At 42.6% G+C, this 23,074-nt stretch carries 24 protein-coding genes; 8 read left to right on the top strand and 16 right to left on the bottom strand.

Translation table 11 applies throughout. From position 1 onward, the window contains the following. Positions 1-823: 823 nt before the first annotated feature. Positions 824-1,063: an AbrB/MazE/SpoVT family DNA-binding domain-containing protein gene (locus AC58QG_RS14530; RefSeq protein WP_497362721.1), complete on the top strand. Its 240-nt coding sequence runs from the start codon at positions 824-826 to the stop codon at positions 1,061-1,063. Positions 1,064-1,865: 802 nt separating this feature from the next. Here AC58QG_RS14530 and AC58QG_RS14535 read toward each other — a convergent pair. The 5 genes from AC58QG_RS14535 to AC58QG_RS14555 all read right to left on the bottom strand — a co-directional run bounded on the left by AC58QG_RS14535 (position 1,866) and on the right by AC58QG_RS14555 (position 4,515). Next, a complete protein-coding gene (locus AC58QG_RS14535) occupies positions 1,866-2,102 on the bottom strand; it encodes a hypothetical protein (RefSeq protein ID WP_497362722.1) in 237 nt (78 codons plus the stop codon). A 278-nt stretch (positions 2,103-2,380) separates the two neighbouring features. After that, the gene (locus tag AC58QG_RS14540) at positions 2,381-2,947 is read right to left on the bottom strand and encodes a group-specific protein (protein WP_497362723.1); all 567 of its coding nucleotides are present in this window, start codon (positions 2,945-2,947) and stop codon (positions 2,381-2,383) included. 346 nt (positions 2,948-3,293) lie between these two features. Beyond that, positions 3,294-3,479: a PspC domain-containing protein gene (locus AC58QG_RS14545; RefSeq protein WP_497362724.1), complete on the bottom strand. Its 186-nt coding sequence runs from the start codon at positions 3,477-3,479 to the stop codon at positions 3,294-3,296. A 149-nt stretch (positions 3,480-3,628) separates the two neighbouring features. Next, positions 3,629-4,183 (bottom strand): 2'-5' RNA ligase family protein, encoded by a 555-nt coding sequence (locus tag AC58QG_RS14550; protein ID WP_497362725.1) that lies wholly within the window; start codon positions 4,181-4,183, stop codon positions 3,629-3,631. 143 nt (positions 4,184-4,326) lie between these two features. Then, positions 4,327-4,515 (bottom strand): hypothetical protein, encoded by a 189-nt coding sequence (locus tag AC58QG_RS14555; RefSeq protein WP_497362726.1) that lies wholly within the window; start codon positions 4,513-4,515, stop codon positions 4,327-4,329. Positions 4,516-4,829: 314 nt separating this feature from the next. On the opposite strand from AC58QG_RS14555, the gene AC58QG_RS14560 reads away from it, so the two are divergent. Beyond that, complete coding sequence (locus AC58QG_RS14560) at positions 4,830-5,264, top strand: hypothetical protein (protein ID WP_497362727.1); 435 nt, start codon at positions 4,830-4,832, stop codon at positions 5,262-5,264. 224 nt (positions 5,265-5,488) lie between these two features. On the opposite strand, the gene AC58QG_RS14565 is transcribed toward AC58QG_RS14560, so the two are convergent. From AC58QG_RS14565 to AC58QG_RS14590, 6 genes are all read right to left on the bottom strand, one after another. Then, positions 5,489-5,875 carry a hypothetical protein gene (locus tag AC58QG_RS14565; protein WP_497362728.1) on the bottom strand — a complete coding sequence of 129 codons (387 nt, stop codon included), beginning with the start codon at positions 5,873-5,875 and terminating at the stop codon, positions 5,489-5,491. 171 nt (positions 5,876-6,046) lie between these two features. Continuing rightward, positions 6,047-6,433, bottom strand: a complete 387-nt coding sequence (locus AC58QG_RS14570; protein WP_497362865.1) for a DUF4362 domain-containing protein — start codon at positions 6,431-6,433, stop codon at positions 6,047-6,049. A gap of 261 nt (positions 6,434-6,694) precedes the next feature. Continuing rightward, positions 6,695-6,925: a hypothetical protein gene (locus tag AC58QG_RS14575; RefSeq protein WP_497362729.1), complete on the bottom strand. Its 231-nt coding sequence runs from the start codon at positions 6,923-6,925 to the stop codon at positions 6,695-6,697. Between the two features lie 54 nt (positions 6,926-6,979). Beyond that, positions 6,980-7,384, bottom strand: a complete 405-nt coding sequence (locus AC58QG_RS14580; protein ID WP_497362730.1) for a hypothetical protein — start codon at positions 7,382-7,384, stop codon at positions 6,980-6,982. A 217-nt stretch (positions 7,385-7,601) separates the two neighbouring features. Next, positions 7,602-7,871, bottom strand: coding sequence for a hypothetical protein (locus AC58QG_RS14585; protein ID WP_497362731.1), 270 nt, complete (start codon positions 7,869-7,871; stop codon positions 7,602-7,604). 1,034 nt (positions 7,872-8,905) lie between these two features. After that, positions 8,906-9,337: a pentapeptide repeat-containing protein gene (locus AC58QG_RS14590; RefSeq protein WP_497362732.1), complete on the bottom strand. Its 432-nt coding sequence runs from the start codon at positions 9,335-9,337 to the stop codon at positions 8,906-8,908. 634 nt (positions 9,338-9,971) lie between these two features. On the opposite strand from AC58QG_RS14590, the gene AC58QG_RS14595 reads away from it, so the two are divergent. The 3 genes from AC58QG_RS14595 to AC58QG_RS14605 are packed head-to-tail and all read left to right on the top strand — an operon-like array spanning position 9,972 to position 12,792. Next, complete coding sequence (locus AC58QG_RS14595; RefSeq protein ID WP_497362733.1) at positions 9,972-10,991, top strand: GntR family transcriptional regulator; 1,020 nt, start codon at positions 9,972-9,974, stop codon at positions 10,989-10,991. A gap of 16 nt (positions 10,992-11,007) precedes the next feature. Then, on the top strand, positions 11,008-12,486 hold the full coding sequence (locus AC58QG_RS14600; RefSeq protein WP_497362734.1) for an alpha-N-arabinofuranosidase: 1,479 nt from the start codon (positions 11,008-11,010) through the stop codon (positions 12,484-12,486). Between the two features lie 12 nt (positions 12,487-12,498). Next, positions 12,499-12,792, top strand: coding sequence for a DUF6171 family protein (locus tag AC58QG_RS14605; protein ID WP_497362735.1), 294 nt, complete (start codon positions 12,499-12,501; stop codon positions 12,790-12,792). Between the two features lie 74 nt (positions 12,793-12,866). Here the strand turns inward: AC58QG_RS14605 and AC58QG_RS14610 are convergent, their stop codons facing one another. Beyond that, positions 12,867-13,709 carry a phytanoyl-CoA dioxygenase family protein gene (locus AC58QG_RS14610; RefSeq protein WP_497362736.1) on the bottom strand — a complete coding sequence of 281 codons (843 nt, stop codon included), beginning with the start codon at positions 13,707-13,709 and terminating at the stop codon, positions 12,867-12,869. Between the two features lie 195 nt (positions 13,710-13,904). On the opposite strand from AC58QG_RS14610, the gene AC58QG_RS14615 reads away from it, so the two are divergent. Further along, positions 13,905-14,783 carry a helix-turn-helix domain-containing protein gene (locus AC58QG_RS14615; RefSeq protein ID WP_497362737.1) on the top strand — a complete coding sequence of 293 codons (879 nt, stop codon included), beginning with the start codon at positions 13,905-13,907 and terminating at the stop codon, positions 14,781-14,783. Positions 14,784-14,847: 64 nt separating this feature from the next. On the opposite strand, the gene AC58QG_RS14620 is transcribed toward AC58QG_RS14615, so the two are convergent. The 4 genes from AC58QG_RS14620 to AC58QG_RS14635 all read right to left on the bottom strand — a co-directional run bounded on the left by AC58QG_RS14620 (position 14,848) and on the right by AC58QG_RS14635 (position 20,705). Then, positions 14,848-15,930: a Gfo/Idh/MocA family protein gene (locus AC58QG_RS14620; RefSeq protein ID WP_497362738.1), complete on the bottom strand. Its 1,083-nt coding sequence runs from the start codon at positions 15,928-15,930 to the stop codon at positions 14,848-14,850. A gap of 459 nt (positions 15,931-16,389) precedes the next feature. Next, on the bottom strand, positions 16,390-17,106 hold the full coding sequence (locus AC58QG_RS14625; RefSeq protein WP_497362739.1) for a response regulator transcription factor: 717 nt from the start codon (positions 17,104-17,106) through the stop codon (positions 16,390-16,392). 120 nt (positions 17,107-17,226) lie between these two features. Further along, on the bottom strand, positions 17,227-19,023 hold the full coding sequence (pnpS, locus tag AC58QG_RS14630; protein WP_497362740.1) for a two-component system histidine kinase PnpS: 1,797 nt from the start codon (positions 19,021-19,023) through the stop codon (positions 17,227-17,229). Between the two features lie 131 nt (positions 19,024-19,154). Then, on the bottom strand, positions 19,155-20,705 hold the full coding sequence (locus AC58QG_RS14635) for a fumarate hydratase (protein WP_497362741.1): 1,551 nt from the start codon (positions 20,703-20,705) through the stop codon (positions 19,155-19,157). Between the two features lie 117 nt (positions 20,706-20,822). On the opposite strand from AC58QG_RS14635, the gene AC58QG_RS14640 reads away from it, so the two are divergent. Together AC58QG_RS14640 and yfbR are read left to right on the top strand one after the other, a co-directional pair. After that, the gene (locus AC58QG_RS14640) at positions 20,823-21,965 is read left to right on the top strand and encodes a polysaccharide deacetylase family protein (RefSeq protein ID WP_497362742.1); all 1,143 of its coding nucleotides are present in this window, start codon (positions 20,823-20,825) and stop codon (positions 21,963-21,965) included. Between the two features lie 230 nt (positions 21,966-22,195). Further along, complete coding sequence (yfbR, locus tag AC58QG_RS14645; protein ID WP_171637869.1) at positions 22,196-22,792, top strand: 5'-deoxynucleotidase; 597 nt, start codon at positions 22,196-22,198, stop codon at positions 22,790-22,792. Positions 22,793-23,074: the final 282 nt, after the last annotated feature.

Here is a 23,074-nt window from a genome sequence, read left to right on the forward strand (position 1 = left end):
AAGTCTGTGTATCTTCATAATATGAGCAAGAGTCCAATTGCGCTTGGGCAAAACTATTGACTTCAACCTTGGTTTTGATATTTAAAATTACCTTGGATCCAAAAAACAAATAAGGCTACCATCAAAGTGAACTGCATCCCGTCAAGTAGACAGACTGACCCTAATAATAGAAACTGCGGCAGCCATGGACGAGAAAATAAAGTCCTAGACTGCCGCTGTTTTATTGAACTATCGTTTCCCGTTAAAAGGGGGATTGTGGTTGAATGGACGATTGGCGGGTACGCGCAGTTTAGGATAGGGGAACACGGAGCAGCCTTGCACGAACCGGTGTGTCCAATCCGTTTAGGAGGGGGACTTCGACCGCCACGGCTCATCCGCTACATGGAGAGGGCTATCCAATCTGGCGAACGGGCCGCGAATGAAGTTCCCGCTTATCGATATGCGGGCTTGGTCTCGTTTAATTCATCCTTTTTACTATCAAATTTTTATGCAGCACCGTATTGCCCTCGAACAATCGACTATTCAATGGCGTGTTGAACTGTCCTCTTCGGCCTCTTCGTCTTAAGAAATTGTTCCGCTAAACTGCCCGTTAGCTTAATAAGGAAATTCTTCACGAAACGATAAAAAAAAGACGCTACGATATTCTGCCCGTTAGTTGAGCAGCCGATCAATTAGTCCTATGACATTGCAAATTTATGTGCGTTTGAATGCAGTTTTTTAAGTTACTAAATGAAAATGTATTTACTAACTGCATTCGTACATTTGTAGCGAATATAATAGGTAAAACGAGTAGGTCTTTTGTTCTAAATAGCGTGGGGTGATTGTGTTGAAAACTACAGGAATCGTTCGCAAGATAGACCAATTGGGACGTATTGTTTTGCCGATTGAACTAAGGCGAATATTGAATATTGATATTAATGATTCTTTGGAAGTTTTTCATGATGGAGAAAGAATAACATTAAAGCGATACGCCCCAGCTTGTTTATTTTGTGGCAGTGATGATGAGAATCTTTATTTTAAAGGGAAATTGATTTGCAGAATATGTATAAATGAATTGGTTTGAGAAGTTGAGATGTTCTTTGAGCAGCGTGCCTTTTGCAAGCGCTTTTAAATCTGTTCTGACATGCAAGTCATCGGAAACTGTCTAAAGAAAATAAAGTTGTAGACTGGAACTGTTGATTTTATGTGCTTTATACCTAAAAAATCTTTTACCTTTCGAGAAACAAGTTTTAGACTATAAGATTTTAATAATCAAAAACCCAGTCAAAACACGAAAATAAAGTGTTAGACTGGGTTTAATTTATTAAGCTATAGTATCCCGTTAGCGTAATCAACTCTTTGTTCAAGGGTTGTTAGAAAACCACATGAAAACAATGATGTTTCAAATGACGTTTGACTTCGCTAGGAAAGTCATTATTATCAAACACGTTCCAACTGTAATTATTAGTCCGAAAATAACAAATGTAAATTTCTTAAACATGAAGATATTCAAAACGATGCAAGCCAGTAAAAAACCAATTAGTAAACTTGAACCGAGCATTAAGTCACCACTTGAAACGTTTCCCCAAATTTCAATCATGAGATCTAAACTATAATTTAATAAAGGAATCAAAACTATTCCTAAAATGATGTTAATAAACAAAAATAGTATATATTTCTTCATATTATTTACACCCTTATCTTGACATCAAAATTTTGTCTTTTCGAATAGGGTCATTTTATCATGCATCGATAGAACGAAATATAATACATGTGTTTTATTACTTCTTCTGTCCGATTGTTGAGCGAAGTTAAGCTAAACTAAAATAAGCGTGGATCGGTTCCATAGCCACGCTAAAGTTCCTCGTTAGTTTAGAAATAATCTGTTACTTCTGTGGTACATAATTTGCATCATTGTAGAAATTTTGAAAAAAATCTTTTAAAGCGATGTCGGAAGTTCCACTGCTGTTGGCTTTGTACCATACATTGTCAATTGAATAAGTGTTACCAGGTCCTGAAAGAATGGAATGCCTGACACCCTTGGCATCAATGAGGGCTATTGATGATCCGCCCGTGAAAGCAGGCACAGGCAGGAATTTTTTGCGAAATTTTATGGATTCCATGGCTCCTTGATACTTGGTTATCAATGACTTATCATTCGATTCGTAGAACTTTCCATTGCCTGAATGACGTGACTCCAATGAAATAATCGGTTCCTGTATTAACTGCGTGAACCCATAGGATCTGTAAAAGAAACTTAGACACAAGGCAGAAGCAAATACTAGGAGGACTAGCCATTTGATTAAATGGTGTCCCTTTGATTTGAACTCCATTAAATCACCACTCTTTCATGTATCAAAACTTCCACTAAAGTTATCCGTTACTTCAATGCACACTCTTTCTATATAGCTATATCGGAGTTCTCACTCCAATCAATTATCTCTACATGTTCGATATCAACTTCTCCTTTGATAAAAATATGAGGAACGAAATGGTACACACCAAATTTATTTCCTATCCTTATTTGTTCTCTAAAATAGTTAATTGTATCTTCTGGTAAGCGATCAAGTTCTCTGTATCCTTGGATTTTAAACAACTCTATTTCGGAATTGTCCACTTCATCAAATATTCCTTTGAAGTTTTCTTTACTGTACCTATAAAGGGCAATGGTTGCCTCATCATTAAATGTGGTAATCGGAATCTTATAGTAATACCGAGGAGATGCAGGCTTTCCACCTGACTCAACTAACCCTCTGTAAACCAAATTGGGATGTATAGGGAGAAAATGAATTACATCATTCCATAAACAGTTTAATTTAGGAACCATTCTCTCTAGGATGATCAATCTATTAGGTTTGTATTTGGTTATGTACTGTTCGTAGAGTTCTGGATTTGTTTCTTTTAAAACATTTAAAGACATTAACTTAGTTCCAATCATATGGTTTGGGACCGCATGATATATGTTCATAATCACTTCATCTCCGTTTCTCTCCATTTGACTGGCTTTGACTTCAAGGGAGTTATGCCTTATGAATATTCTCCATTAAAATAATTTTTCCTTTATTTGGATTAAAAAGACCCCTTTTTTCTAAATTAGAGTTTCAAACTAACCTGCCCGTTAGCCATCCATGCGTCTCTCGCACTGCATCACAGAGCATGAAAGTTAATCAGTTCTTTCATGGTAGTTGAGAAAACGGCAGCCATTATGCAGGCTGCCGTTTCTTCGTATTTATTGAGCTATCAGTTCTCCGTTAGTTGAACTCTGTCCTCACTTTTTTGTCCTTAGTCACCAATCGTTGCAACAAAATGTCCGTTTATAAGCCGGTATTTTCATCAAGACTATTAGTCAAAATAATGTAGATAACCAAGGATGCGGGCATTGTCAAAATAAAAGTTAACCTAATACTAAATGAAGAAATGCCAAAGAATTCCGCAATGCCTCCGCAAACTCCTTGCAACGATTTATCACGTGAAGATCTTTTTAATTTATTCTTATTCAAAGTAACCCCCTCCTAATTCAACTTTTTATTGGTTAATCCATTGTACCATATATTGGAAGTATTCTGCCCGTTAGCACAATAGGGTGCACGCGGCAGCCTAATTACGAGTGTTCAACTATAGTTCTTTCGTTAGTTGAGAAGAGTGGTCACTAGCTATACTTTTCTTTACTGTGATTACTAAAAGTAAACTCTGAATGTTTCTTAATTGGTCTAAATTCAACCAGACCTATCCGCTCTATTATCACATCCATTGGACGAAATCTTTCTTTAATAATATCTAATGCTTTAATTCCAAATTCTTTTGAATTATTCGTTGCCATTGTACAATGAGGCACCCATTTCCCAGGAAGATAATAATCCCACTTTTTCTCATCGTATTCGTTGGTGAGTTCGTGGATTATTCTATGTATAAATAAAAGTTTCTCTGTTACAACAGGTGCCAAGAATACGGTCCCCTCATCAGTCAAGAAAGTGCCAACACTATTTAGATGCAGACTAAAAACACCCATATCTTGAGAAACTTGATTAAGATATGAACTGATATTACTGACATCCAATGTGTCAAAAACAGCCAGAGTAATATGTGGTTGACTTCCAGAGTCAATTAGATAGGAACCTGTTCCTTGTTCGCTTAAATTAGTCCATGTATCCATTATTTGTGAAGTACTTGCACAATCAAAAAATAGTTCGATAGCAAATGCCATTAAACTCTCATCCTTTTTTGCTTTTTACCAATATATATTCCATAATCATCCAAACTATCCTGCCCGTTAGCGGGGTGAAGGGCTGCCACGCGGCAGCCCTTCACTGTTTAACTATCGTTTCCCGTTAACGTAATCGAGCGTTTTCACTTGTTTTTGTTATTTCTAAAAATACCGACTTGTAATCCGACTACAATTCCAAATGAAGCTCCATATACAATTCCAAGACCTACATTACCGAATACTGCTCCAAATGCGACACCAAAAGCGGAACCAAAAGCGGCACCTAAAGCAATTCCAACGCCTATGAAAGAACCATTTCCGTCATCTTTCATTTTCAAATAATCACTCCGCTTCTTAATTTCATTCCAAAGCTTTACTGCTGTGGCAGTTTCGCCTCATACAACGACTTTACAAAAGATGTAGGTATAACTCAATACGTTGCCAACTACTTAATGTTTCGCTACATTATTCTGCCCGTTAGTTTAACAAACAGAAGAGCAGCTGCCGCGAAGCAAGCCCCTCTTCTGTGGTTTCCCGTTAGTTCCAATTATTTCTTTATAACGAAATTGAAATAAACCAATTATTAAATGTGTTATAATTTTAAACGAATTAATCAATACAAAGAACAATTATGCGGGAGAGTACAATGAAAAAAATCATCTTCTTTTCTTTTGCTATTTTAATGCTAAGTTGCCTTTCGTGGTGGTTTTTGATTGAAAAGCCAACTGTGTATCATACAAAACTAAGTGTAAGCGATATTTCGAAAATCACAATAAACAATGGTTCTAAAATTAAAGAAATAGAAGCACAAAACTTTGAAACTTATTGCCGTCTTTTTAATGAATCTAAATTTGAGCGTGACAATGATAGTGGTGAAGGAACCACATTGGATATGGGTATTCATATTGATTTAAAGTCGGGCAAACGAATCGGGGCTTGGCAATACGGCGAGGTATTTTTGGTTCAAAGGGACGATAACATAAACCGACTAAATACAAATGACTTTAAAACATCAGTTCACTATTATATTTCAAACAGTGCTTTGAGTGAATTTTTACAGTCTGAATTGAAAACATTGTAATGACTCATTCTGAATTTCGAACATAAATTAATATTCAAAAATAAGAAAAAAGCGTGGGATTTGTGATGCCAATCCGTACGCTTTTTTATGTTATTTACACTGTTTTTCATGAAATTATTCTCTAATAGTAAACCCGTTCTGTTATAACTAAACTGCCCGTTAGCACAATAGGTATGTTCAACTATCGTTCACCGTTAGCGTAATGATAAATTGCAAAAGATTCGTCATGAATATCCTTTTTTTATCCTATTGTAATTTATTAATTCCTTGAGCCAAATTTCAATTAGTTTCCTAAACCCACCCGTTTCAATCAGAGATTCATATGGGATATCTAATGTTCCTTCTCTTTCTAACTCATCTTCCAGAAAGTGATTATAAACGCGTGAATAATCACTCTTTATTTCAACTCCAAATACATTCCCGTACCAGTCATAATATTCTTCTTGCCCAGATAATATTTTATCTATTTCATTAGTAACAAGTTTCATATCTGCCTCTGTATGTATTTCAGTCTGTAAAAATCCAGAAACAATACTTAAACCTTCTGGTAACGTAATTCTTAAACTATTTGCATTTCTTGTATCTATCCAGAATTCATATTTGTATTTCATACAAAATTACCTCCCAAACTGATGAACCATCATTTCCAGTTATTTTTACTTTCTCAATTCATACTCTGTCTCTAACCCATTGTAACCTGCACGTTAGCACAAAAGACTGCACTGCGGCAGCCTTTTTAGGTTATACAACTATCGTTATCCGTTAGTTTAATCCATTTCCAGTTACAACTTTTCTTTTCTAAAAGACAGAATTCTAAGTTGGTCATCATCCTTGTAATTTTTACATTTTGATAATTCAACATCAATAAATTCACTATCTCTTTCGTGTATTCGAATTAATTTACAGACATATTCCGTCTTGCCTTTGTCTGTACTCCATGCATCTCGTGAGTTATCAACTATCCAATTTATTTCTTTACCATTTGAAATTACGTCATGAATGGCTGGTCCGCTATCCATTCCTGGTTCTATAATCATTAGATTGTCTCCTTGCCCCTCATTAAATCTTGTTACCATTTTATCAACTCGTTCAAGGTCAGCTCTGTCAAGATGAAAAATAACCGAGTTGGTAGCGGTATCGTTCACTTTATTTGATTGATTTACAAACACAAAAATGAAGACAATCAAAGCAATAATTATGAATGTCTGAGTAATAATTAAAGTTTTTTTGGATTTAATATTTTTACCTCCTTCAAAGTTTTATTTACATTCTTTTACGAAAACGGCGAGAATATGTTGTGCTAAACTGCCCGTTAGTTGAGAAAAGGCAACCGATCACTAAGTCGGCTGCCTTATTTTGTTGATATTGAACTAACGTTCTCCGTTAGTTGAACGATTCATTAATGCTTAATTATGAACCGTAGTCGCTACCTATTGCAGTTCCTCTTGATTAACTAATGTCCATATATTTTCTTCTTTATTCATTGTTGTGGATTTGATTTTTAAAACGATATCCGCTATATGAAAGCTTCCGTTTGAACGTTCCCATACTACTCTGGCTGCCTTTTTATCTTTACTCAACAAAATTCCATATTGAGAGTCACCCGTTCTATATGCTTTTTTAGCCTCGTCTAGTGCCATAAAGAACGATTGTGCTTCCACATTTGAAAGTTGATTTGTGAAATGTCTGTCAATGTCAACTCCGTATATTAAATCCTAGTCATCCCTTTTAAATTTTTCACCTTTACTCTCCTGAATCTTAATGATTCCATTTTCCCATGATTTGTACAGTCGATCTACGACTTCCTTCTTTTGCTGTTGCTCTGCTGGTACAGTTACTACTTTAAAGGTCGTTGCATTTTCTTTTGGAGTAGAAGTAGCGAATGCAGGTGTAAGCGAGAGTATTCCTGCAATAACCGCTCCAGAAATTGTAATAGTAATCCACTTTTTTTTCATATTTGTATCTCCTAATAGTACCAAATTTCTTCCTTCTTCCATGAGCACAGAAAACATTTTTCTCCTTTCCAATACTAACAAATAATCCCATATATTTAGACGCTGCCAATGCATTGATAGTTGCTTATTAATCCCCAACAGTTCAAAAAGTGGTAGCTTTAACACAAAATACCACCACGCTAAACTGCCCGTTAGTTTAACAGGCTGCCTAGAAAGCCGGTAGCCTGCATATGCCCCGAAATGAAGCTACGACTTGCTGATGGGTAAGTCAAAAACACCATCGAATGATGGTGCTGGATCTAGTTTGATTTTTTAAACATAGTATACTGTATCGGGCATAGGGGACAAGTTTCATATCTAAGTAGTTTACATAACTATTTTGCTAGATTTTAGAGAGTATAACCGAAATAATCATTCCAGCAACTGGGATCCAGAAAAGATATGATTTTAGAAATCTAACCAATCGATAGTGTTGGGTATTCATCATTTTTTTGTGATCATGATTCATTTGTAAGTCTGTTAATGCGCCTGTAGCATTTGCGGCATTGATATAGTTAGACTCACCACCACTCCCGGAGAAAAATATCATAACGGTAATTACCATAAAAATTAAAGAGCCCAAAAATAAATAATCCGAAATCTGTTGCAACATGTTAAGTGCTCCTCTCAAAGTTTATAGATCATTATATATTAGCCAAGAAATTTATACCATTTTATCTTATTATTGGTTGTATTAATTCATGTTTGTCGAAGAAACCTGCCCGATACTTCAACGAAATAAAAAAGAAGCCCGCCAACAAGCAAGCTCCTCCACTATCGTTCTCCTTAATTCAATCTATTTAATCATCGATTTATAATTCCCCATAATATCCAATCCCAAAAGAAGAGTATAATCATAATAACGATAAAAATCCCAACCGGATTCGGACCAAGATCTAAAAAATAAAGAACAGCGCTGAGTATGATTGTCAAGATAGCGGCGATTACTACTTTTACAAGAATGGACTTAATCATTTTCCTCATTGTCATGTTCTCGCTCCTGTGATTTCCTCTATTTCTTAAGTGTTGTGTTGTATCCTTCATTATCAACTTAAGACCACTACCTTATACTGTCCGTTAACTTAACAAAAGCTGCCGATCAAACGTCCGGCAGCTTCACTTAGTTGTAATTGAACTCTCGTTATCCGTTAGCGGAATGGGCTAACTAGTGTAGCTTTATTCTAAAAGGACAAGAATCATAAAAGAAAAAATATGGTTCCAACCAAGAATGAGATTAATGAAACTTTATAGCCAAGTTTTTTTATAAAAATCACACCAAATACAACTACTAAAAAGGGAATGCCACACAAGAAATAAGGCAAGAACTTCATTCCACTGTTGGAGTTTAAAATTCTTGGCAATGTTGAAAGTGAGTTAATATAAAGAATACTTCCAAATTGAAATCCATTAAACTGAAAATAGAAGCCCGAGCATTATGTTAGAAAGTAATTTAAATTTACTCACCAAATCCCCTCCATCTCAAGGTTGAATCATAATAATTTTATTTGAATACATTACTAGAGGGAATACATTTTGTTGTGCAAATCTGCCCGTTACTTCATCAAAAATAGGGATCGTCTGCCTGCACTTCAGCAGTCGATCCCTATTTAAGTAACGTTATCCGTTAGCGCAATAGCGCGAATGTGCTCAACCGAGGGCCAACTTGTGCTGCCGCAACAATGCCGCAATGTCGACGCCGTCTATCGTCAACCCTTCGATATCGCACCCTTCGATACTGACGCCTCGTAAATTAGTTTCGCGCACGACCGCGTCCTCCAAGTTGCATGAAGTGATTCGTACTGGCGGTTTCGCCGCAGTATGCCCGTCCTCAGGCCGATCCTTGTCCCCGTAGCCGATATGCTTAAAATGTGCGCCACCCCATTGTGCGCCGTCGATTGACATTCCGGTCAGATTGGCGTCCGAGATCGCCATACCGGTCAAGTTGATGTCGTTGAACGTAGCGCCGGCCAAGTTACAGCATTGGAAGCTTACCCCCTCCGCCCCAACATTCTTGATGCTAGAACCACTAATGTCCGCATTCACGATGGTCAGCGTTTGTCTGTCATTTTCAATACGCATCGCTATCCCTCCTGTTTCCAGTTATTACCTACTCCATCAATATAGCTAGACCGCTTACTTTTGTAAATAAAATTATACTGTCACTCCACTAAACTGCCCGTTAGCATAATAGGCTGCACGCAGCAGCCTATTTACGTTTGTTCAACTATAGTTTCCTTTTAGTGAAACGTAATACTTGACCCAATTCGATATATTGCCAGCCCAAAATAATTACCTACCTTTTCTAACTCATTCATGACACGGCTGATTTTTTCCTCATCAAGAAACCAGTTATCTCTTGAAATTCCCGTTTGATCAATCACAGGGCTTACATGTAATTCGGTCTCTCTTGGGAAAACAAATCGATAAGTTAAAAGCGCCCTTCTTGCGTGATAGTTTTTGCACACAAAACCACTTTCTTAGGTTGAACTCCATGTTGGTGTAAAACTCCCACTCAGTTGTCATCTAAAATTCTCCATGCTTGCTGCGCGTCACTATACCCGAAACAGCTCGCGACTGGTATTTGTCATATATCGTGAGTTGTACGGTTCTTTTGTATATACAAATAATTATAGACACCTCCCAACACCGCGTGGTATCTTATTGGTATTACATTGAATCAAAATGGTATCACCCAGATTGGTGGTTTGGTCACATGGAGAAATCTCCACTTATTAAAGAAAGACTGGTTGAACAACTTCGTGTGCAAATTCAATCCTTACAGAAGAATCAACTCGTCAAGATCCCATCTGAACGAGATTTGTCCGAGAACTTCGAGGCAAGCCGTGTTAGTGTAAGAGCAGCGATCAAGACTTTGGTACAGGAAGGCTTACTCGTTCAATTACGAGGCAAAGGAACCTATATCGTCCCTGCCGTTCTCTTAGACACGCTATACGTTATGTGTTCACCCGATATTAAGGCGAATGACCCTTACTACACGAACTTTCTCGTTGAAATTACAAATTTATCTGCCAAACAAGCGATCAAGATTTCCATGCTGCATCCAGATCAGCCGAGCGGAGCTTCACTTCCGAGCCCACTCATTCTAATCGGACAGATGGATGATGCACAGCTCGATCGGCTCCAAACAGCGTCGGGACAGCTTTTCTCCATTCAGCGCTATGCCCACCGTGAGGATATTATCCAAATTTATTTCGATGATTATCGGATCGGCAGCAAAGCGGCCAAAACGTTATACGAGGCAGGACATCGCTCATTCACTCTGCTTGCTGGGCCAGATAAGTACGATTCCTCCAGGCTTCGTAAGCAAGGCTTCCTAGCTTATTGCCAGTCGAAAGATGCTAAAGTCCAAGTCATTACGGAGAAAATGAACTGGGAAGGCGGACGCCGCGCAGCGGACCTTTTGATTACAGCTGAGCTGCCGAATGCCATCTTCGCCGTAAATGATTGGATGGCCGCTGGATGCATGCAGGGCCTTCGCGAGAATGGCCGCTCCATCCCGGACGATGTATCCATCATTGGCTGCGATGATATTCCGCTAGCCGCTCAAATATCACCAAGACTGACGACGTTTAGCTTGGATGCCAAGCATCTCGTCGAGGAACTGCTTTCCGCCATTCATCATCATCACGCGGAGGCTTCTAACACCAAGGAACAAATCATACTTTCGGCTGCTCTGATCAGTCGGGAGTCGGTTTCCAATATGAATCACTAAGGAGTAGATACCTTTCATGGCTAAGCTGACTATTCACGCGGATTCACCGCTGCAAACGATTAATCGAAATATTTACGGTCATTTCTCTGAGCATCTAGGACGTTGTATCTATGAGGGCATCTGGGTTGGACTCGACTCTCCTATCCCCAATACAGAGGGTATGCGTAACGATGTACTTGAAGCGCTGAAAAAGCTGCAGATTCCTGTTCTCCGCTGGCCCGGCGGCTGCTTCGCTGATGAGTATCACTGGAAAGATGGTGTCGGTCCTGCCGAGAAACGCAAACGAATGATCAACACCCACTGGGGCGGTGTTCTCGAGAATAACCATTTCGGCACGCATGAGTTTCTTCGCTTATGTGAATTAATCGGTGCTGAGCCTTATATTAGCGGCAATGTTGGAAGCGGTACCGTGGCGGAAATGTCCGAATGGGTCGAATATATGACCTTCGACGGCGAGTCCCCGATGGCGAACTGGCGTCAAGAAAATGGCCGTGAGAAGCCATGGAAGCTTACTTATTTTGGCGTGGGGAACGAGAATTGGGGCTGCGGTGGTGACATGCGTCCTGAATACTACGCTGATCTTTATCGTAGATACGCTTGCTATGTAAGGAACTACGGGGATAATAAGATTTTCAAAATCGCCTGTGGCGCCAATAGCGCTGACTACAATTGGACCGAAGTCTTGATGCGCGAAGCAACCAAATATATGGATGGTATCAGCCTTCATTACTATACTCTCCCTACAGGAGTGTGGAAAGACAAAGGCTCAGCAACAGATTTCAATGAACAAGACTGGTTCAACACACTAGAGAAAACCTTATACATGGATGAACTCATTACCCGTCATTCTGCCATTATGAATACCTATGATCCTGACAAAAGAGTCGCCTTAATCGTGGACGAATGGGGCACTTGGTACAACGTAGAGCCTGGCACAAACCCTGGCTTTCTCTATCAGCAAAATACGATCCGCGATGCGCTCGTCGCTGGCATTAATTTAAACCTTTTCCATCACCACAGTGATCGTGTACGTATGGCCAATATTGCGCAAGTTGTCAATGTATTGCAATCGGTCATCCTTACAGAGGGTGCTGATATGCTGGTTACACCGACTTATCATGTGTTCGATATGTATAAGGTGCATCAAGATGCGAGCTATATTGCTACGGAAGCGGTGAGCCCTTCCTATGAGATGGATGGCAAGCAAATCGACCAATTAAGTGCATCCGCTTCATTAAATGCAGACAACCAACTACATATTTCCCTTTGTAATTTGCACCATGCAGAATCGCTTGAAGTCCAATGCGACATCAAGGGACACATGGGTGGAACAATCTCAGGTTTGATTATCACCTCGGATACGATGGATGCGCACAATACCTTCGAGGAGCCCAATGCTGTGAACTCACAACCTTTTACCGATTATCGGGTCGAAAATGACGTGCTACTCGTTTCCCTTCCTGCCCACTCCGTAGTTACACTTTGTCTAAAGTAGGAGTGCTAAGAAATGGATATCTCAGTCTCAGCTAGAACCAGTTCAGATGTTGGATCAGATTGCAAAGGTTGTTCAGCCTCCGTGCACGTAACACCCGAAGAAATCGCCAAGCTTTTCGGTGAAACGCTCCGCGTACGTAATCTAAAGCTGACCACGGAAGCTGAGTATGAGCGTCGCATCGCGGTCTGCACGAGCTGCAGCGACTATCAATGGGGGACAACATGCCGACATTGCGGCTGTTTGATGGGCGTCAAAGCGAAGCTAAGCAGTGCTCGCTGTCCTTCACCTTATGGGAGCAAATGGTAACCCAGCTGCATTTTCGCTTGAATTAAAAAAGATCGCTTCCTCACTTTTACAGTGGGGCAAGCGATCTTTACTTATTATTTGCGGCTAAATAACAATGGATTCAGTTCAGAAGCAGCAAGCTCCCCTGGCTTCAAGCCAGGAAACCACCTTTTCAAATCACTCTCACGCGCTTTACTATCCGGTTCAGCAATCCGCAATCCATCCGCATAATAAATGACAGTCATGACTTTACGCATCGTATCCGTCGGATTACCTGGCGCGCTGTGCAGCGTCCATCCGGCATGGAACGTGGCATCCCCGGCCGCCATCGCACCGTGAGACTTGGTTTCGAAGCCCTTACCTTCGATATACCCCGCTAGCGTTCGATGGGACTCATCCGAAATAACCATCTTATTAATGTAGCCCATGAGATGGGATTTCGAAGCAAACGTCATGGATCCAACGGCCTCCGAAATCGGCACAAGCGGCATCCACATCGTAATCGTCTTATCGGTATCCAGCGGCCAATAGATTTGATCTTGATGCCAAGGGGTATGTCCGCCATGAGGCTCCTTATATAAAGCCTGATCATGATACATGCGAACGCCATCAACACCCATTAAATCTGCGGCAATTTTGGCAAAACGTTTGGCAAACACGAAGCGACGGATCTCTTCACTTTGCTCCCATAAATTCGAAATCTGGATGAATGCCTTCCCATACGTATCACGCTGATCAAGCGGTTTATCTTGGTTATTCAGCGTTTTCACCAAATTAGAAATGATCGGCTCATACACATTAATCTCATCTTCGCTTGCTATCCCGCGAAGAACGATATGACCGTCTCGTTGATATCCTTCCAGCTCCTCCTGTGACAACGTATAACTGTCTTCCAACAACGGCAATCCATGGACTTGGTTCGCTTCAAGATTACTCATCCGCTTTGCACCTCGACTTGTCTATTTATAGCTTTATTATAGGACTCCGTAGACGAAGTATCTTTGTCAAACAAGGTTATTGATTTGTCAAAAACAACTGGATTTTAGTCGTCCTTCTGCACTAGAATAAGAGTAGAGTAGGAGCATCTACTGCCCGAAAGATACTTCGGATTTTATATGAAAAGAGGCTCTTCCATGCTGCACAAATTGCTGGATTCCCCGCCGATTGTCCCTTACATCAGAGAATGTGACTTTGCCGTACGCAAACCATGGAACTATCCAGAGCGCAGACTCTTGGATTATTTATTGGTATACATCCAAGAGGGTACCTGCTGTTTCTGGGTCGATCATCAGAAATATATGTTCTACCCTGGCCAATTCTGCCTAGTCCAACCTGGGAGCCTGCTATCCTTAGAAGGATTAACGAACACAGTCACGCCTTATTTACATTTTGATATCGCCTACAATCCCGAACGAGAAGACAGTTTCCCAACGCGACCTGGCCAAATTGATCTAACCGCATACAGTCATCTTATACAGCCTACGATACAAGACCTTTTCCACATTCGAGTTCCCGTAGACATTCAATCGCAGAATCCATCTCTTTTAAAAGAAAAACTCTTACATACCATTGAGCTTGTTAATGTTCATAATCCGCTTACCCAACTAAGAACACAACAGCTCATGTTAGAAATTATTCTTTCTATTTTAGAATCTTATCAACACGACGTCCCTTCCATACCACCAACCTTAAACTGGATCACCTCCTATTTTTCGAATCATTTGAGTGATCCTCTTTCTGTTCAGGACATGGCGGATCGCGCCAATTTATCTGTTTCTAGGTTCGGCTTCCTTTTCAAGCAACGCTACGGGACTTCTCCTCACCAGTATTTATTGCAAATGCGCATTCACCATGCGAAGGAATTACTTACGAATACAGACCTCAGCCATGAATCCATCTCGGATTACTGTGGCTTTGCAGATTTGCATCATTTTTCTAAAATATTTAAACAACGCACAGGCACGACGCCCGGCGAACACAGAAAAACAACAAAAAATCCCTCCAACCGATAATCGCTATCGAAAGGAGGGATTCTCCACATCATTAACCATTTCCCAGGAAATAGAACTTCTTTGCCTAGTCGAAATATACAGCCTTGCCTGTTTTCGCTGACTCATAAATGGCTTCTAAAATCTCAGAAACCACACACGCTTGCTCAGGTGTAACAACTGGATCCGTGTCGTTCTCTATCGCTTGAATCCATAATTTCATTTCTAAATCCGAAGCTGTCTCGGCTTTACCATCATAGAAGGCAACGCCTCCTGCTTTCAATTCTACTTCTGTTGTGAACAAACGACTGTGTTTCTCACCGTTAATGCGTAGGCCGCCTTTCATATCAGCGCCGCCTTCTGTGCCGGAGAGCGTACATTTCGCTTCATCCACTTCAAGCGTATTCAATGCCCAGCTGGATTCAAGAATAATCGTTGCGCCGTTTTTCATCGTAATCATGCCAAATGCGGAATCTTCCACTGTGAACTTAGCTGGATCCCAAGGTCCCCAAGCATTCGCCGCGTTCTCACGTTGGGAAAGCTTGTGATAGGAAGTACCCAAAACAACCGCTGGCTCATAATTGTTCATCATCCACATCGTCAAATCCAGAGCATGGGTACCAATATCGATCAACGGGCCTCCGCCTTGTTTCTCTTCATCAAGGAACACGCCCCATGTTGGTACCGCGCGGCGACGAATCGCATGTGCCTTCGCGAAATAAATTTCGCCAAGCTCTCCTTCGGAACAAAGCTTATGTAAATGTTGGCTATCGCCACGGAAGCGATTGTTATAACCAACTGTTAACTTTTTGCCAGTACGTTTCGCTGCTTCAACCATACGTCTTGCGTCAGCTGCTGTTTTCGCCATAGGCTTCTCAGACATAACATGCTTGCCAGCTTCTAAAGCAGCAATCGTAATTTCCGCATGGGAATCATTCGGCGTACACACATGTACGATATCGATGGAGCTGTCCTTCAATACCTCACGATAGTCTTCATAGACACGAGCTTCTTCCTTACCATACTTCGCAGCTGCTTCTTGTGCTTTTTCCGAAACGATATCACAGAACGCTACCATTTCTACATTGTCCAACTTGCTTAAGCTAGGCATGTGTTTGCCATTGGCAATCCCTCCACACCCAATAATCGCGATTCGATAAATCGTTGACATGATGTTCCTCCTCTATAATGATCCTGCAAATTCTTATAATGACAGTAGTCGTATGTATACCTTAATTATACCCCATACCGTCGTGAAAAATATTCCCGATTTTGCGAAGATTGTATGCAATTGTGTTATCTCAACGAATGAACGCTCTAATACCCAATCCTCCCACAGCACTTAACTGGAAAAAATACAGCTAATTCGAAGAAATACCCCCGATCAGCGATTTAGATGGAAATTATGTAGTTAATTCTCGACTTTTAGACCGTATCGGCAATATCGCCTAATATTAACTGTACAAAATCCATCTATTCGTCATCTGACCCAAAATTGAAAAGAATTAACTGTATGAAATCCAACTATTTGCTTAAGCATACAGTGGAATACTCTTCAAACTGTAGACTCCTATCGAAGTCCTCCTAAATAGAAAAAGCATGGCCGCCGCTTGCTCAGCATCCATGCTACTTACTTTTTAATCGTTGTGGCTATAAGCTTGTACCCAACGCCGCGTATCGAATCAATCTGTACGGATTGTTGATTCATTTCCAGCTTTTTGCGCAATGAACTCACATGCACATCAACCGTACGCTGTCCTCCGATATAGTCGAAGCCCCAAACGATATTCATGAGATCATCTCGGGTTACCACCACACCTGGTCGCTGAACCAGATACAGCAAAACCTCAAACTCCTTAGGCCGTAAGGGAATTGACTCCCCATTTAACACAACCTCATATTTCTCTGGATAAATACGAAGCTCACCCGCCTGAATGACTTTCTCATTCGATTTGGCCATATCTGATGCTGCCTCATCCGTTTGTGTTCGCCGGAGAACAGCGGCCACACGCGCAAGCAGCTCAGCTACCCCAAATGGTTTCGTGATATAATCATCTGCCCCGTGCTTCAATCCCTGTACGACTTCATCCTCGGCATTGCGTGCTGTCAAAATAATGACAGGCGTACGGTTTCCTTTTTGCCTCAGCTTAGCCAAGACCTCAAAGCCGCTAAGTCCCGGAAGCATAATATCCAAAATAATTAAATCATACGACTGCTGAAGCGCCTCTTGGAGACCATCTCCACCATGATCAATCACCTTCGTATCATAGGCTTCCTGCGAGAGGTTATAAGATAATAACCGAGCCAATGTCGGCTCATCTTCAATTACTAGTATTTTTTGTGCCATGGGATCCCCCGCATTTACAGTTTATTTACATTGCACATCTTGAGTTTATCACATAAATGTAAAGGCATTGTAAAGCCTTCGTCATCGCGGTGTAAATCCGCACCAAATATCTACCTATTTTTAATGAATCACGGGCAATTCAATGATAAATTTCGTCCCTACCCCAACTTCACTTTCGACGCGAATTGTTCCTTTATGCATTTCCACCAGATGCTTGACGATCGATAAGCCTAATCCAGTCCCACCTGAGCTTCGGGATCGCGCTTTATCTACCCGATAGAACCGTTCGAAAATACGCGGCAAATCCTTCTTAGGTATACCCATCCCCGTATCCGATACAATGATTCGCAGTCGTTCGTAATCACCGTCCACATTGGTCTCCAAGGGTTCAACACGAAGCCTGACTTTCCCGCCATCTTGCGTATAAGCAATGCCATTGGATAGTAAATTGATGATGATTTGTCGCAACCGATCCTCATCCGCTTCAATATACATATCATCCTCAACCGTCATGCTGAGCTCGATATTCTTTTTCTCAGCTTCTTTCCGCAATACACTCAATGATCTCTCCAGAAAATCAGGCAAATAGACAGGAGAGAAATTCATCGGAATCCGCTTCGATTCGATCTTCGATAACTCTAGAATATCACCAATCAAGCGATTTAACCGTTCACTCTCATCAAAAATGATTTGCAGAAACGATACCGCCGTTTCCTTATCATTCAACGCGCCAGCCAGCAGTGTCTCCGCAAAACCTTTAACTGCTGCAATCGGCGTCTTCAGCTCATGAGAAACATTCGCCACGAACTCACTGCGCATACGCTCTAATCTACGCACCGCCGTGATATCGTGGAGCACGATGAGCACGCCAGACCATTCTTCATCCTCATGTGCGATTGGACTCAAGTGGATATCCAGGATACGCTCAGACGGGTAATAGAACATCATCTCGTCCGAAATCGGTTCCTGAAGCTCAATGCATTCTTGAATCAACTTCGTAAAGTCATATTGCTGCTTCGCTTCATTATATTTCTTCCCTAACAGCTCTTGCGAAGAGAAGCCCAGAATGGCTTCAGCCGAAGGATTGAGCAGCATAATCCGCTCTTCACGGTCAATCATCATGATGCCGCTCATCATATTTTCCATGACACCTTGCAGCCTGCGTTCATTTTCCTGTATGCGTGCCATTTGCCCCTGCAAGCTTTCAGACATACGATTAATCGCTTGCCCAAGCTGCCCCACCTCATCATTGCGGTAAGCAGGAACACGAGATTCATAATTCAAATTCGTGATTTGCTGCGCGACTTTAGTCATCCGCTCGATCGGGCGTGTGATCCCTTTGGCAATGCGATAGCTGACAATACCTGCAATAACAAAAAGGATCAATAGGCCAGAAATAAGGAAGTACCATAAGCTGCGGATGGATTTATCTACTTGCTCTAAACTCAACGAAATTCGCAAATACCCAATTGTTACTTTGGCTTCATTTTTAACCGGAATAGCTGCATACAGCATGTTCTCTTTCAGAGTGTCACTATAACGTGTCGTATAGCCGACCCCATCCTTCGCTGCTGCTGCAATTTCCGGTCTTGTTAAATGGTTGTCCATCTGCTCAGGCAGTTGATCCGAGTCACCAAGAACTTTGCCATCAGCACGCACATACGTCAAGCGTTCCGTTGTTGCGTCTTTGAGTCGGTGAGCTTGCGCAGTATAATACTTGTAAAGCTCGGCGTCGGTCCCTTGATAATCCCAAACACCGCTAGTAGCAATTACATGAAGCTCACGCTCCATATTTTCTTGTAATGACTTCACATGTGAACTCTCGAGAACCTTCGCCATGAAAATGCCGGCAACCAACATCGAGCATCCAATTAGTAAGATTAAAATCAGGGTTAGCTTTGCACGAAATTTGGTCATGGACGCGTAAACCTCCAACAGGGTTGTGTGCCGATTTATTCCAAACATAAAGAAAAAGGGCTACTCTAAATAGTAACCCTAATTCGCAAAGCTAATCCAGTATTTTTTTTGTAAATGTGATCAAAAGGCAATTATTTAAATACAGGCTCTTTCAGAGCTGCCAGTTTTTCTAACGAATTCTTTTCCACATCTGCATGCAGACTATTGCCGTGTGAATCCATCGTTACGATTGCAGCGAAGCCTTCTGTCTCCAAGTGCCACATCGCTTCTGGAATTCCGAATTCCAGATAGTCAACGCCTTCAACCTTTTTGAAGCATTGTGCATAGTATTGTGCCGCTCCACCGATCGCATTCAAGTATACGCCGCCGTGATCTTTCAAAGCCGCTAACGTCTTCGGACCCATGCCGCCTTTTCCAATGACTGCGCGAATACCGAACTTTTTAATAATATCGCCTTGGTAAGGCTCCTCACGAATACTCGTTGTCGGTCCAGCCGCCTTCACGTGCCATTCTCCCGCATCATCCTTGGCCATAACTGGGCCGCAGTGATAAATAGCAGCTCCATTAAGATCGATTGGCGCATCGTGATCCATCAAATATTTGTGCAGCGCATCGCGTCCAGTGTGCATTGTCCCGTTAATAACGACAACGTCACCGACCTTCAAGCTGCGAATTTGTTCTTCCGAGATCGGAGTCGTCAATACAATCTCGCGACGATCCTCTTGTGGCGTGTTTCTAGCTTCTTCCGCACTTGCTTCGAAAGCCTCTTGGAAGGATACCTCAACACCTCTTGGGTAGGACCAGCCATTAATTTCACCAGTTTCTGCATTGAGAATCACGCCTTGACGACGGAACGCCCAACAGTTGTACGCAACAGAAACGAAGAAGCTAGCTGGCAAACGGTTCATGACGCCTACTTTACAACCAAGCAAGGTTACCTGACCGCCAAAGCCCATCGTACCAATCCCTAGCGTGTTTGCGTGCTCCATCACGTATTCTTCAACTTTACGAAGGTCCGGATGCGGGTTCACATCGTCTACATGGCGGAACAATTGATGTTTAGCAAGCTCATAGCCGCTTGTCCGATCGCCGCCGATTCCAACACCGATAAATCCTGCGCTGCAGCCCTGACCTTGTGCTTGGTACACGGCATGCATGACGCACTTGCGAATTCCATCGAGGTCACGACCTGCTTTGCCTAAGCCTTCAAGATCAGTTGGCAGACTGTATTGGATGTTTTTGTTCTCGCAGCCGCCGCCTTTGAGAATAAGCTTCACTTCAACATCATCACGTTCCCATTGCTCGAAATGGATAACAGGTGTTCCAGGTCCGAGGTTATCCCCGCTATTAGCACCTGTAAGGGAATCTACGGAATTCGTACGAAGTTTAGAAGCTTTCGTCGCGTTAGCAACCGCTTCAAGAATATGTTTCTTCATTACAATTTGGTTTGCCCCAACTGGACAGTGTATAATAAACGTTGGCATTCCTGTATCCTGACAAATCGGGGATACATTCGTCTCCGCCATGTGAATGTTATCGGCAATTCGGGAAAGTGATAACGCTGAACGCGTGCCATTATCCTCTTTTATTTGCGCGGCTTGTACCGCACGACGAACATCACCAGGAAGATTCGTGGATGTTTCCACAATTAAATCATAAACGCTTTGATAAAAATGTTGCATAGCACTTTCTAGCTCCTCTCAATTACCCGCATAATCTTAAAGAATATGTTCTATTATACCATACCTCATAGGAACAGTTCGACGGTTCTTGTGAGCAAAACAAGGAGATTCGCTGACATGTATAAAAGGATTGCGATTTCGGTTCTCGTTAGTCTACTAGGGCTTACGCTTTTGCTAACCCCCTTGCAGGCTGAACGATCCGAAACCATTTACTATCAAGATCAGGTTGCTGTCCTGATGTATCATCACATCCATGACACAGATACGAGCTCAAGCACAATCACGAGTGCCCTGTTTCAAAATCAGCTAACCACACTGCTCAGCAAAGGCTATCATTTTATTTCATTAAACGAGTTTAAAATGTACATGGCAGGCGCAACGGTACCCTCGAACGCGGTGCTGGTAACTTTTGATGATGGGTATCAAAGCTTTTTTACAGGGGCATATCCCATACTCAAAAGCTTACGCATACCCGCTGTCAACTTCGTCATCACGACGGATTTAGCGAACCCCTTGGCCTCCTATATTCCGTCGATGTCCAAGGAACAGATTAGTGAAATGACGCATGCCACGAATTTCATTGACATTGGCTGCCACACAGACAACCTTCACCACAAGCTGCCTAGTGGAGAAGCCGCGCTTGTGGGCAGGGTTGATGGCGACACCGCCGATACGTACCAGCAGCGCGTGTTCTCAGATGCGCAAGCCTGCATTGGCAAGCTTGCACCACTTACCGAGGCACCGCTCGACGCGATGGCGTACCCGTTCGGCATCACGTCGCCAGCGGCGACGGAGCAAGTGAAGAAGGCGGGCATCCGCTACGCCTTCACGATCTCGCCCGAGATGGCGACGCGCAGCGCCGATCTTATGTTGATCCCGCGGATCAACGCGGGCAGCCCGAACATCACGCCGGAGCTGCTGCACCGCTCGATCCAGCGCCGGGTTACGGCGCAGCGTGACAGCGCGCCGCTGCGCGTGGACGCCGCCGCTGCTGCCGCGCAGCTCGGCGGCAGCGCAACGGCTGAAGGCGGAGAGCTCCGCCTCCGCCTCGGGGAAGCGGCATTCACCATGCAGGTGAATGCCAAGACCGCGACGCGCGGCGAAGCGCGCGTCCGGCTGCGGGAGCCCGTGCTGCGCGAGCACGGGCAGGTCACGATCGCGCTTGACGATCTGCAAGCGCTGATCGGGCAGTCGCTCGTCTACACCCCGGCCACCGGTAAGGTGGCTGTGCGGGTGGCGCCGAGCGTGAAACAGCCCTAAACACAAATAGATGCTGTCCCATAAGTAGATTTTTCTACTGTAGGACAGCATTTTTTGTGTAATCTTTTTATAACCCTTTCACGAATACCGCTGCAAAAAGGGATACAACACTACGATCGGTGCTGAGGCCAGCACGACTGACTGCTTGTTGACTTCAAATAAGCGAAGTGATATACCTGTTAGGTACCATAAATTGCGGAATGTTTGCGATCCGTCTTCAGGAGGAACTTATGAATCATCACTTTTTTGCTTACTTATATCGTCTCAAATATATCGACCGCTGGAGCCTCATGTGGAACATGCGCCGCGAGAACGTAGCTGAGCACTCCTTCTACGTCGCTTCGATTGCGCATATGCTGTGCACCATCTCCAACGAAGTCTATGGTGGGAATGTACCCACCGACCGTGTCGTCTCCATCGCCTTGTTCCACGATGCTTCCGAGGTGCTGACTGGTGACATCCCACAGCCTGTCAAACACAACAACGAGCAAATTCTGCGGAATTTCCGTGAAATCGAAGACGTTGCGGTAGAACGGTTGATCGGCACAATTCCACCTGCGCTCAGCAGCATCTACCGCGGCCTCATTCAAGATCCTGACCCTGAGCTCTACCGCTGGGTCAAAGCCGCTGATTTAATCGAAGCCTACATTAAATGCTTAACTGAGCTCTCCACGGGCAACCGAGAGTTCGTCGTCGCCAAACAGCAAGTGCTCGATAGCTTGAAGAAGATGAACATGCCGGAAGTTGATTACTTCTTGGAGCACATGAGTGCCTCCTTCGAGAAAACGTTGGATGAGATCACGTTGGATATTGCAGATCCGAGCTAATACGCTCGCAAGCTTATGTAAGCTTACAAGATCTGTCCTATGATATTCCCCCTCCATGCTGTCATTGTTCCAGAACGAACGAGCTCCACACCCAGTCTCGAATCCGAATAACTGGAAAAACTCCCGCTATTTTCTCGATATCTACCTCAATTTGCGACTTAGATGGATTTCTGCTCTTCTGTCAAGAAAGTGGACGTCACTAAGTTAAGCTAACCGCTGGTAGTAGAGCTGCTCGAATTGTGCGGGGGACATGTAACCAATTGTGCTATTCGACCTTGTACG

Source organism: Paenibacillus sp. J22P169 (assembly GCF_059691995.1).

Coding starts and splice junctions, on each gene's coding strand:
- AC58QG_RS14535 (WP_497362722.1), bottom strand. CDS start 2,102: ATGGAATCCATAAAATTTCGCAAAAAATTCCTGCCTGTGCCTGCTTTC.
- AC58QG_RS14540 (WP_497362723.1), bottom strand. CDS start 2,947: ATGAACATATATCATGCGGTCCCAAACCATATGATTGGAACTAAGTTA.
- AC58QG_RS14550 (WP_497362725.1), bottom strand. CDS start 4,183: ATGGCATTTGCTATCGAACTATTTTTTGATTGTGCAAGTACTTCACAA.
- AC58QG_RS14555 (WP_497362726.1), bottom strand. CDS start 4,515: ATGAAAGATGACGGAAATGGTTCTTTCATAGGCGTTGGAATTGCTTTA.
- AC58QG_RS14560 (WP_497362727.1), top strand. CDS start 4,830: ATGAAAAAAATCATCTTCTTTTCTTTTGCTATTTTAATGCTAAGTTGC.
- AC58QG_RS14565 (WP_497362728.1), bottom strand. CDS start 5,875: ATGAAATACAAATATGAATTCTGGATAGATACAAGAAATGCAAATAGT.
- AC58QG_RS14585 (WP_497362731.1), bottom strand. CDS start 7,871: ATGTTGCAACAGATTTCGGATTATTTATTTTTGGGCTCTTTAATTTTT.
- AC58QG_RS14590 (WP_497362732.1), bottom strand. CDS start 9,337: ATGCGTATTGAAAATGACAGACAAACGCTGACCATCGTGAATGCGGAC.
- AC58QG_RS14595 (WP_497362733.1), top strand. CDS start 9,972: ATGGAGAAATCTCCACTTATTAAAGAAAGACTGGTTGAACAACTTCGT.
- AC58QG_RS14600 (WP_497362734.1), top strand. CDS start 11,008: ATGGCTAAGCTGACTATTCACGCGGATTCACCGCTGCAAACGATTAAT.
- AC58QG_RS14605 (WP_497362735.1), top strand. CDS start 12,499: ATGGATATCTCAGTCTCAGCTAGAACCAGTTCAGATGTTGGATCAGAT.
- AC58QG_RS14610 (WP_497362736.1), bottom strand. CDS start 13,709: ATGAGTAATCTTGAAGCGAACCAAGTCCATGGATTGCCGTTGTTGGAA.
- AC58QG_RS14615 (WP_497362737.1), top strand. CDS start 13,905: ATGCTGCACAAATTGCTGGATTCCCCGCCGATTGTCCCTTACATCAGA.
- AC58QG_RS14620 (WP_497362738.1), bottom strand. CDS start 15,930: ATGTCAACGATTTATCGAATCGCGATTATTGGGTGTGGAGGGATTGCC.
- AC58QG_RS14625 (WP_497362739.1), bottom strand. CDS start 17,106: ATGGCACAAAAAATACTAGTAATTGAAGATGAGCCGACATTGGCTCGG.
- pnpS (WP_497362740.1), bottom strand. CDS start 19,023: ATGACCAAATTTCGTGCAAAGCTAACCCTGATTTTAATCTTACTAATT.
- AC58QG_RS14635 (WP_497362741.1), bottom strand. CDS start 20,705: ATGCAACATTTTTATCAAAGCGTTTATGATTTAATTGTGGAAACATCC.
- AC58QG_RS14640 (WP_497362742.1), top strand. CDS start 20,823: ATGTATAAAAGGATTGCGATTTCGGTTCTCGTTAGTCTACTAGGGCTT.
- yfbR (WP_171637869.1), top strand. CDS start 22,196: ATGAATCATCACTTTTTTGCTTACTTATATCGTCTCAAATATATCGAC.